We start from the raw sequence: 12,200 nt of genomic DNA, 5'->3' as shown, positions 1-12,200 counted from the left end.
AAAATCTAGCGCAAATCTTAGCGCCACTGCCCAAGCAAAGGCCTGAATGCGCTTTCGTTAAATTAATATAATAATCGCTCTAAAAAAAACTAACTAATTAAATACATAAAAGCACAAGTCACCCAGCAGCATCGCCCTGCCCAATAAGACTTGCGCTTGTGAGGCTAGTGAGGGTTACTCTAGAAGAAATTTAAATTCATTTTCAAGTTCAAAATGTCCCTCTAGATTAATAGGTTCCTCTCGTACAATATATTTCATCATATCGGGTTTAATCAATAACCAAGAGTGAGGATAAACGTTGCCATCGTCGATCAAAACATCATCTTTCAACTTACATGATAAAATGGCTGCGAACGCACTTTCACTAAAATGTGGCTTAATATCTTCGTCTTTGTACACCACCAGTAACGTTTTAAAATCGCCTTTTAGCTTAACAACATCTATATAAACAGGTTTTTCATCAGCGTCTTTATTATCAAATAAAAGCGCGATTTCATCTTCTCCTACTTCCAATATGGATTTAACAACGTTTATTATTTCCACTAATAAATAATTCTTTCTTATGAAAATCTGATAACTCATTTTGTAATTTCAGTAAATACTTTTCTAGCAGAGTTTATATCTTCCAATTTAACATCTTTCATTTTCTTCAAGATATCCATTGTTTTTTCCTTGTCCCCAAGCTTATTAAAGCCATTCTAGCGCAAGTCTTAGCGCCCCCGCCCAAACAAAAGGCCTGACTTGCGCTCTAGTCAAATCAATATAATAATCTCTGAAGAAAATTTAAAAGCACAAGTCAGCCACCAACACTACCCTAGCGACTAAGACTTGCGCTAGTGAGGATCTTTTAGAGCGTTCTTTCCATTAAAATTTGTCTTTATTATTCTTATATCTTCTGGCGCATGCACATTCAGCTAGTCTAAATTGTTTAAACCACTAAACTTGTGCAGTGAGGGTTGTTAACGTTCAACAGGAAAACCCATCATTAAAACTTACGTTTTTTATTAGCATTATACTGTTTAAACATCACATCGATATCGTTGTATTTAATTTCCTTATCCTGAATTTTCTTAACCAATTCGGGGAAATCGGCGAAAGCTTCTGTTAGAATTTCCTTATAATTGCCTCTTCTAAGTGGATAAGTGGTATCTCCATCCTGGTAAATATAAATTGCCATCTCTCCCGAAATAAACCTGGTAGATGTAGGTGTGTTGCTGTAATTATTAGATGGGCCAGGGCCAATATGCCCCATCATGCTTGAAGTATCGTAAGACATCGTATAGTAACAAAAAAATTTCCTTACCGGTGTAACCGCGATTAATGAACAATAATGTTTTTCTAATTTTTCCTTTCCATAGTTTAAAACCACCAAACTATCCTCATTTATAAGTAGCGATGATACGGAATCTATTTTTATTTTCTGTTTCTTCGATGCTGCATTGCTTTTAAAAGTAATGTACTTCACCAAGGGATGATGCGCAATTAGCCCGGATATCTTTACCCCGTGTAAATCATAATAAGATGCGGGCTTAAAATATTTGTCTGCCTGCGCTTTCGCATTAAGACTAATGAAACAGAGTAATATGAAGGTAATCGTGTAACGCATAAGGGAGCTTTAATCTAGTCGTTTTTTTTGCCTAATTTATATATTTTATGCTTAGTTCGTTACTTTCTTTTTTTAATTCTAGCAGAACATCTAGCGCAAGTCTTAGCGCCCCTGCCCAAGCAAAGGCCTGAATGTGCTTTCGTTAAATTATTACAACAATCGCTCTAAAAAACTAACTAATTAAGTACATGAAAGCACAAGTCACCCAGCAGCATCGCCCGGCCCAATAAGACTTGCGCTAGAGAGAAGAAGGCAACAGGATAACCGAACTGGCCAGACTGCACGGACGCTCTTATGGCGCAATAAAAGCCAGACTCATCAAACTCGGAATACTGGAAAAGTAAAAGCCCGGCACAATCGCCAGGCTTAGATTATTTTAAAAGCACAAGTCATCTGGCCCACTAAGACTTGCGCTAGTGAGGTTTTTTATTGGTACGAGTTAAAAACTCGCACCAGCACAATTTATCTAATTGCAATCCGCTCGGACTAGCAGGGAGGAGGATAAGCCACTATTCGATATTCTCTTTCAGCAATGCTCATTATTTTTTTTACCGAAGTCCTCTCAGAGTTATGATAAAATCCAATGCTACCAGTATGATGAAAATAAAAGAAAAAATCTTCTTCAGTATTAAAAAATAGCGGACTATATGGAGCCTGATGAGTTAAGATACAGGTTAGAACTAATGGTAAGAATTTGTTCCAATCATTACATGTACATATACCAGAATAGTCTTTCTCAATAAAGGAACTTTGCAGCATTTTTAAATAAGCTTTCGATTCATTAGACTTACCTGTTAATTCGTAATTGTAGTCATCATTTTCTATATCCCAAGTATCTAAGCAAAAGTCCCACCAAGAATAGTTATATATTTTAATATTATTGTCTACACTTTGAAATAAAGAACGGAACATCTGCAATAAATCTTCTAAAAGATTATTGTTTTTATTTAGATATATCTCATATCTACTTCCCTTGCTATCTGGGAAAAAATCAAGATTAACCCACTCAAATGGAAAATCTTGATTATTAGTTGAGTTTAGTATTGTCATTTTTATTGAACCGATTTTAATTTGCTCCACGGAATAAATTTCCCAGTCTCTCCCTTGTGTTTATCTTGTATAAAATTTCCAAATCCATCAGCATCTTTATACCATTCCAGTCCTTTTGGTGTTTCTGTAAAAACTTTAAATTTACTTCCTCCATGCCCTGTTTTGTCAACAGACCACCAAAGTCCATCAGATTTACTTTTGTACATGCGTCCCCAAGTTGTACTATTTTTAATCTTTGACGACCCTTCTTTCGTTAATTGCCAAGGAGCTTTTACTTTAGTTTCAGTAGGAGCACCACCGTGAGCTGAACTGGCTTGGTTATTGGAAGATTTTTCTGGTGTGTTTCCAGCATCAGAAACAGCCATATTGTTAACCCCTAGTTTCCTAAGTTGTTCTAAAGTCTGTCCCAAATCAACTGCTCCTGCTGCACCAACTCCCGCACCATGACCTGCCGTTACTAAACCTCCCACAGCTGCAGGTGCTCCGACAACTGCACCAACACCGGTCAATGATACAGCTCCTCCTGCTCCTGCTGTTGAGAGTCCTCCAGTTACCTCTCCTCCTCCTTGTATAATTGATACTGCATCTCCTACAACTCTTCCATACAGATACATTTTTTTATCATAAGAAGTAGAATAACTACCCACATTATCCGTTCCACCGAAAGCATCGGTAAGACCAAAAGTGTTAGCATTTAATACTGCATCGGCTGTACCCTTCAAAGCTACTGTATTTTCAGATGCCATTTTACCTAAAGCAGCCTTTGCTTTTCTAAGAATTTCTACTAGCTGTGATGGTGTATATTCCAAACCATCCAAATCAATCCCATCAATAGGCCTATTACTCGCAAACTGATATGGTGTAAGGTCCGGGAACTTAGGGCTTAAAGGATCCACACTCAAGAACTTCGCAATCCTCGGGTCATAGATCCGCATCCCATAGTCCTGCTGATTCCCCACCCCTTTTACCTCATTGTCGTTCTCCTTGCCGTTAAAACCATAACGGTAGGCTTGTGCGCCTGGGTTTGTAAAATCGCGGCCTTTCATGGCCATACCAAAGGCATAATAATCGCCAGCGGTTAATACTTCCGCTTTAAAACCTCCGCTTACCGGCACCTGCTTATCGGTAATGGTAGCCATGGTATTGCCTAAATGGTTATTTAACTCGTAAGTAATGTTACCTGTAGTTGCCCATACATCGCCTCCGCTTTGCAGCGCTAAGTTAATATTTGGTTTCCACATGCCCAAACGGCTGCTGCCATATAAATCCTGTTCGAGCCAGTTGCTGGTACTCCCTGCATTATCATAAACGGCTAAGGCATTGCCCTGTGCATCGCGCACATAAAAGGTGCTGGCTCCACCGCCTACCTGTTTACTTACGCGGTTTCCGCCAGCATCGTAAGTATATGTTATATTTCCTGAGTTTTTGGTAATCTGCTTAATCTTGCCATAAACGCTCCACTGTATATTGGTTATACCTTCGCCAGTATCGCCGGTTAAATTGCCAATTGCATCGTAGGTATAGTTGCTGTTGCCAATATCGGTACCGTTGGTTATGCCTTCCGTATCGGTTACACTTGCCAGTTTATTATGCAGTAATCTGCCATTGGCATCTCTGCTATAATGATAGCTCAGGTTATCCATTAGTCCGCTCTGGCTGTTACGGCTTAGCGATGAGATATTCCCGTTTGCATCATAAATAAAGCTTTCCTTAAAAGCCGAGTTAGCAGCATCGAAACTCCAGTCGTTAACTCCGCCTAATGTTTGTTGGTTTACATTTTTCAAACGGTTTAACTGGTCGTAACCATAGGTATAACCTACTGTTGCACCATTGTTTATTTCGGCTATGGCATAGGTACTGTTGCTAATGTTACCATTATAAAAGTTACGGCCAGCTATGTTACCGTTATTGGCCTGGTGTTTATAATTAAAGGCACTGCCCGCGCCAATCGGGTTATAATCGCCCTGGTAATAACCCAGGCTAAAGGCCAGGGCATCTTTGGCGATGTCGGCCCCGTCATTGCCTATATCATTGGTATTTAAGGTGCTTCCGTTTACCCCTTTAAGCCAGCCCTGCAAGGTATAGGCATAATCTACACCCTGTACTAAAGCACCTTCTGGGCCAAGCTCCATACGGGCCAGAGGGCCATGCAGGTAATATTGGTAACTGGCATTTAAACGTTGGTACGGCGCACTTAAAGTACTGCCAAAACCGTAACTAGATACGTTGGCCTGCGTAGCGGTATATGCTTTGGTTAAGCGGTTTTCGGCATCGTATTCATACTTATAATAAAAGCGGTCTTTAAAAGCTGCCGTTGATTGATCGGGGTTATGCTGGTAAGCCAAAAAGTTTACCTTGCCACTTACCAGATCGTATTCGTAATCGAGGCGTTTTAAACCCAGTCCTTTTACCTGTTGGTACAATGTTTTTACATTGCCCGCTACATCGTAACTGTAGTAGCTTGCATTAAAATTAACATCGCTATCATTTTCGCGGTAAATGCTGGCCGTTACACGTTTGCGTGGGTTATTTTGTGTTAAACCTAAAATAGAACCGCTAATGGTACTTGGGGCATCGTAAATGGTATTGGTAATTTGGCTGTTTGTACCACTAAAATAGATACTCAGTATTTCAAACTGATCTAAAAACTTACCACTACTATTTACCAGGTAACCAGGCGTACCCAGGCTATATCCGTTATGCTTCTGTCCTACTTCGGTAATACGGCCAAGGTTTGGATCGTAACGGGTATAACTGTAGTCGTTATTCTCCAACTGTTTTGCATTTTGGCTAAATGTTAAACGGCTTAATTTATCGTACCAAAATTTGCTGATACCTGCATCGGGTGTATTTTGCTGTACTACCTGGTTAGTGGCATTATAGGTATAGGTAGTGGTTAATACATGCGCAGGGTAAATGCCATGAAACTGTGTTTCTTGTCTACTGTTATCGGCAATGGTTGTAGGATCGCCTGCCTCCGGTACATTGAAACGGTAGTTGTAAGGGTTGTTTACATCTACTACCCCAAAACAAGGACTGTTTGCATTTTTGGCAATTTCATCACCGGTCATTAACCTGTTTTGGTATACCCTTAGGTATTTTAGCAAAGCAAAATTATCAGGCATTACCACATTGCCGGAGCCATTGGTGCTAATTGCCCAACCGCAGCCTGCTGCCGGTGCGCCTGTTACTGCAGTATATTGTTTGCCATTTATCCAGATCTGTAATGCACCCTTAGCTAAATCTGCTCCCTGTACTACAATATGGCTCCAGGGTTGCAGCGGTATTATACTGCTTACATCGGCCGTAACATGGTTGCTTAAGGTAATGGCTACGCTGTTTGCCGCTGTTTGGTTTAAGGTAAAAATATCAACATTAACCAGGTTACCGTTCTGGCAGGCCTGTAACAGGTATTTCATATCAGGAGTGGTGGCTATAAACTGCCTTGCGCCAGGATTACCTGCATACAACCACATCTCAATAGCATTGTTTCCTGCTCCCTGTAAGGCGGTACTTAAACTTCCCAATGCGGTATTACGGTCGGATGCTGTTTCAGGCCCATTGTAATTACAACTTTCATTTACCAAACCATCACGATTGCGGCCTACTTCCTTTATTTCAGTATCGCCCAATAACACTACTCCTTCCGGCGGTACGGTGCGTACCAGGTTACCTGCCAAATCGTAGTAGTACAGGGTAAAGTGATAGAGCTGTTGTTCGGCCTGTAAACGTACATTTGCCTTGGCCGAGGCGGCAGTACTGATGTAGGCATTTATAAATTTAGCCCTTTCTTCGGCTATATAGGCATTATATAATTCTTCGCCCTGTCCAAATGCCATGTTAATTAATGAGCTTGCACAGGCATAAACATCTTCTGCAACAGGTACAAAAGGTGGTTCGTTGCAGAGCATCTGGCTGTAAGAATTATCTGCAAAAGTTTTATACTGATCGTACCCCATTACAAAACCAAACCTGTAATTCATAAAATTGGTTAGTATGGTTGGGTAATTGCTCCAGCTGGTATTGGGCGTACTTGCAAACAAACTGTTCATTTGAGCAAGCGCTGTATTATATTCACTTTTGGTAATACAACCATTTGCTTTTGGCTGCAAAAACACCGGGAGCTGTATATCTTTGGCTAATAAATATTTACAATTTTGACAACCATTTAGCAGGGTATCTAATGCGCCCTGTGTTAAGGTCATTGCACTACCATAGGTATTTTTTAAATAGGTAAAAAGCGGCTGACCATTAGCTGCTGTGGTTAAAGCCGTTATTTTATCACAGATTTCGGATGTGGTAGCCGAAATTACCATATCTGTAGCTTGCTGCCTCACTTCACTTGGGGAAAAACCATCCAGCAACCAGGGGTTAAGGTCGTTGGTAAAAGGATTACTCTCATTTAAACCTAAAGTATATTTAATTACATCAACAACATTTGAGCAGGCATGATTATTAATGATGATAGCAGGTTTATCATTGCTTACCACAAAACTGCTTGCACCAAAAGGATGGTCAAAATCGCCTCCACGGCTACACAGTTCAATTAAATTTGCGCGTAACTGCGTAGTTAAATTTGGGTAGTTAACTAAACCAGGTGCCAATTTTTCCATCCAGTCATCAGCATTGCTGGTACAAACATCAGTAAGCTGTGCTGCCAGATCAGTATGTACCTTGGTATCCTGCTGACCATCATCTAGGGTAGGTACGGTATAATCTATATTATCAAAACGGCTGATTTTTGATGAATAAGCAGCGCAAGTATTCGGATTTGTTGCTGGCGGTGTATAATATGGGTTTAGAAAACTTTGTGGGTTGCCATTACCACCAAAGCCGTAGCTTGTCTTTAGGTTTCCATAAGACTGCCACCCTGAAAAACCTGGCCCATATATATATAAATCATAGTAATTCCACAATGTTTGAGAATATTCTGCCCCCTGACTACCATACGGATCGAGCTGCCAAGAATCTAAGTTGAATATAACCCTGCTATCGAAGTAATCTTTATAATATTCTCTATTATTGGTTCCCTCCATACTATAGGTGTTCCCATCAACATGTATACTATTAGTTGTATTATAGGTATTAGAGTAGTACTCCCACACATTTTCATAAACTATTGGAGTGCTATTGCTCATCAGATTACGAATCTCCACGCGTGGATAAAACGTTCCTAATGTAAAGTAAACCATCTGATCCGTAAAAGGACGTTCGAGATAAAAGCTCTGCGTAACAGAATTAGGATCTGAAGTACCTACACGCACAAACATGACATCTTGCTGGGTGCCCCCTCCTTGATAACTAAAAGTTGCCTGCCCGGTCTGGTCAAAACCAAATAAATCGCGTACGGTAGGTGTATTCGGATCGGCCGGTGGTGCCAAACTAACCGGTGTACCAATCGTACAGGCAGCAGTACCACAATGTGCTTTACTTACCTTGGCTACATATTTATTTTTAAGATCGAGGTACATGGTGCGGTACATTTCCCATTCTCTATCGTTTACCCGGCAGGAATTGTTTGGCGCACAATTTGTCCAGTTATCGGCATCATTGCTTGTATTGGTGTTGCCACTGGTACAATAGAGCATAAAATCTACTACCTGGCTCAAATTTTTAACCGCATAAGGGCGCACCAGTACATTGCTGCTGTAATTAGCTAAATCGGCTGCCATATTATTGATTTCTCCGGCCCCTAATCCTCCATTAAAGAAAGGGTCAGTGTTTAGCAACCAATTTGAAGCATTGTTATAACCATACCCCGCTGCCGCAGCTGTTTTTTCTTCCAGTTTATTGTCCCATATTTTACTGGCAACATTTGCCTCGCAGAACAGCAGTTTACAGTTTTCGGGGTGGTGTTGCAAAAATTGCTCTGCCCAAATAGGTTTCCAGTATTTCACTAAATCTTCAAGCGTAAAACCAGTTGCGTAAGGAGTGGTCACCTTTCCGTCTGCTTTGGTGACCTGATATTCTGGATCAGTTACATTATCATTATCATTAAAAACACCATGTTTAAAATAGAGTTTCAGCACATTAATAGCGGGCTCTGTTAAATTTCCATTGACATCAAGGGGTGCATATTGTCCGCCAGGAGAAACATCGGCTAACATTGGTTTTCTATAGATATCACAGGGTGAAGCAGGTGCAGTGGCACATGCTATCTCTAAAGCCCCCACATAAGAATCAAGTGCTGTATATAATCCACTGATATAAGTAGCATAATCTAAAAGATTATCGCGTTCGCCAAGACTATCGAGCCTTGTATTAAACATCTTAGTAAACTCAACCTGCGAACCTAAATTCTCTTTAGCTGTTTTACAATCAGAAAAACATCCGCTAAAATCGGCCTTGGCCAGTTGCTGTAACACGTAAAATTGCTTTTTCTTTAATGTACCATTTCCCTGTCCCTCTGTAATATACGCTTTGGTATATTTCTCAATTACATCTTTGCTTAGTTTTAAATCGAAGGTAATGTAATATGTTCCTATCTTATCGAAATTTATGGCTAAGCTACCTGAGGCTAATCCTACAGCAGTTTGGTCAGAAGTTTTTGATCCGATGGCTACCGTCGGAGGTGGTAAAGCAGACGAAGTGGGATAAATGGTAATTCCACAATCGTCTTTTACCGTAATCTGCAAGTCGTAATAAGCATTGCTATATGGCTGAAATACTCCTCCCGGGTATCTGCTGATGAGTTTCTCTACGTCATATGAAATCGTAGCCTGGCCAATAAATGTTGCATTATAAGTAGCAGTTGCACTTAAGTTTAGATTGCTGCTGCTAAAGGCAAATTGATTAGGCTTAATAAGGTCTACATTAACTTGCTGAGACGAAGGTTTATTAGGCAAAGGATCAACATTAGCTGGTGTACCTGCAGCTAATGCTGTAGCGATGGTTTTGCCTGCTGCATCTACATAACTTACCGACGTTTGTCCGTTTGCATCGATCACTGTATTTTTAAGATAGTGATCTGCATAACCTACATCATTACCAAATAAGCGGTCTAACTCCCACTGACTTGGCTTATCGTAAAAATATTGCGTAGTATGTTTATCGGTCTGCCCTGGTTGAAAAACCTGGCCAACACCTCCCTGCGCTTTTATCCTTCCGGTATTATCTGGTGTATATTGCGTAACCGAGATGGGATAACCGCCTGCATCGGGAATGTATTGATGATAAAGTTTTTGACTGTATGGTGCAGTTGATAAAAATTGGTTATTACCCGAATAGTATTTAGATGCGCCGAACCCCGTACTTAGTGGGTCGGGCACAATTTGGCAATTTACAATATTTAGATTAGCGAAGTTATAACTGGCACCAGCATTGTTTCTATTAAATGCTGGAAAATAATGCAGGTACTGAACAGCAGTATTTTCATCTTTAAATGGTGCTGGCAAAATGCTTGCTGTGGCGCGGCCAAACTTATCGTAAATATTCTCTTGTACTACAGCAACATTATCGAAATTGTTAAGTGTAGCGGTTTGCCTGTTACGTAGTGTGCCATCAAAATAACTAACTACTTCTTTTTTCTTTCCATCTTCGGCATAGGTTGCTGCGTATTGCCAGTTTAAATTTTGTTGATGCCAGGGGGTTTCCCATACTGCATATGAGACATTATCATCTTTCCTATAAAACCAATTACCCTCGTCTCTAAGCCCATCCGCTGTATAGGCAACTTGCCTCATCCTCACGGCAATATAATTGGAATTGTAAATTAATGAAATGGTATAATTTTCTTCGTGTGTGGTAACCCGAGTAGCATTATTACGAAACATTGGGGCAATTTGCTCATCATCATAATAATAACCTTGCTGAAGAGCAGCAGCCATTTGTCCAAATTCACCGTCTTCATCTATCGGTACCCATTCTATATCATATTCCTGGGCACCAACAATAGCAGCCCAAGACAGTGCAAGTTGGTGATCATTATTTGTTGGCGCACTTAAGCTACTTAAACGTTGCATACCACCACTTGAACCACTACCCTGAGCTGTTTGCCCATTTATACCTATAAACAGGTATTTTTTAAAAGTGTAAGTACGGTCGATATTAATTTGATTGGTTAATTGCAGAACTGGTGGAAGCTGATTACCATATTCAGGACTACTAATATCCAATACATATACTTTTACATAGTATCCGTTTTCGAAAGGATAAGTTGCTGTTCCTTTATAGGTAGCCCCCGATTTTTTATCGTAGTTAACCAAAAGAAATGCCGAATCAATACGCGTTGGTTCTGCCTGTGTTGGGCTGCTAAAATATTCTACCCTGAACTTTAATTTGCAGCTGAAAGACTGGCTAATATTTTGATCCGCTAAAATCTGCAATGTAATGGCGTTGTGTACCGATATGTTGGTAATTTCGCTCCAGTTAAATGCCGGATTTTTAAATTTCTCATCCTTTACCAATACCGAATCGCCAACTTTGATCGTACCTTTCAAAAAATTCTGATAAGGCTCTACAGCAGCAAAAACATGTTGCTGAAGGAGCAACAACAAGGATAAAGCAAAAATAAACCGAAGTGTTTTTAACATATTCTTTTTTTATTCTGATACTTAATATTTTATAGCTAATTGCTTAGCCTATTTATTTTTTAATTAGATTTTCTTCTTTCCACTGAGATAATGCAAACTAAATTTCCAAATGATTGGCACCGTTTTAACAGGTTCAATAATCCTTAAACAGATCCTTCATAATACCACTACTTATAAAATGATAGCTATAAATTGAAGGCGATTCTTTAACTTACCGAAGTTCAGGAAGCACAATCAATTCGTAATCCTTATACTTTTCTGCGGGCACATACTCCTGCGGTTGTTTTTTTTCAACAAAACGGTCTACCTTAAATAAACCTACATTTACCTGTGAGTCAGTCATAATTTCAAAACTGATCTTCTTATCTTTTTTATTGTTTAGGGGATCGTCGAAATTACTTAAGCACATTACAATCTTGTTTGGCTTTAACGTGAGCGAATCGTAAGTTATCTCATATAATTTGCAGGTAATGTGCGTCTGATTTATGAGAGAAATAGTCCAATGTTGTTTATCTGTACGTCTATCCCACAACTGGTATTTCTCTTCTTTAAGCTGTTTTGTCAGGTCAGATAGATCCGGAAAAACAAGTGGTGTCATCCCGCCCTTATTTTTGCCCAACATCATCTTTTTCTGGGCATGATCTACATAAACAGATATGCCATCTGCATTTATGGTTTCTGTTTGCCCTGATTGATAATAATATTGATCACCTTGTTTTTGAAATACATAAGACAGATTGTGTAGGTTCTGACTAGAATCTACAGGATTTGTGATATTAATTTTTCCTGCTACTTTAAAGTTCTCTCCATTTGGATTAACCATTGCTGAAATCTTAGTGAATTTTTCTGCCAGTTTAGGATCAATATCTGTCTCCTTCTGTATAATGGCCGTTGCTGGCCAATCGCTGCGCTGCGTAAATCCTTTGATCAAGCTGGTTCCACCATAAGCAATTAAGCAGATGCCAAAAACAGAAATGCTAATAAAAAATATACTTTTATAAATTCTTTTCATC

The 12,200-nt window shown here is 39.7% G+C and carries 5 protein-coding genes; all 5 read right to left on the bottom strand.

Annotation, left to right across the window (positions count from 1 at the left end; translation table 11 throughout):
• Positions 1-174: 174 nt before the first annotated feature.
• Positions 175-582 (bottom strand): hypothetical protein, encoded by a 408-nt coding sequence (locus AC04QZ_RS19715; RefSeq protein ID WP_478359148.1) that lies wholly within the window; start codon positions 580-582, stop codon positions 175-177.
• A 403-nt stretch (positions 583-985) separates the two neighbouring features.
• On the bottom strand, positions 986-1,606 hold the full coding sequence (locus AC04QZ_RS19710) for a hypothetical protein (RefSeq protein WP_478359147.1): 621 nt from the start codon (positions 1,604-1,606) through the stop codon (positions 986-988).
• A gap of 486 nt (positions 1,607-2,092) precedes the next feature.
• Positions 2,093-2,656: a hypothetical protein gene (locus AC04QZ_RS19705; protein ID WP_086547965.1), complete on the bottom strand. Its 564-nt coding sequence runs from the start codon at positions 2,654-2,656 to the stop codon at positions 2,093-2,095.
• 2 nt (positions 2,657-2,658) lie between these two features.
• Positions 2,659-11,187: an RHS repeat domain-containing protein gene (locus tag AC04QZ_RS19700; RefSeq protein ID WP_478359146.1), complete on the bottom strand. Its 8,529-nt coding sequence runs from the start codon at positions 11,185-11,187 to the stop codon at positions 2,659-2,661.
• Between the two features lie 211 nt (positions 11,188-11,398).
• On the bottom strand, positions 11,399-12,199 hold the full coding sequence (locus tag AC04QZ_RS19695) for a hypothetical protein (protein ID WP_478359145.1): 801 nt from the start codon (positions 12,197-12,199) through the stop codon (positions 11,399-11,401).
• Position 12,200 lies beyond the last annotated feature (1 nt).

The organism is Pedobacter folensis, from assembly GCF_056490665.1.
The sequence above is the reverse complement of the archived record's forward strand: the minus strand, read 5'-3'. Positions and strand labels throughout refer to the sequence as shown.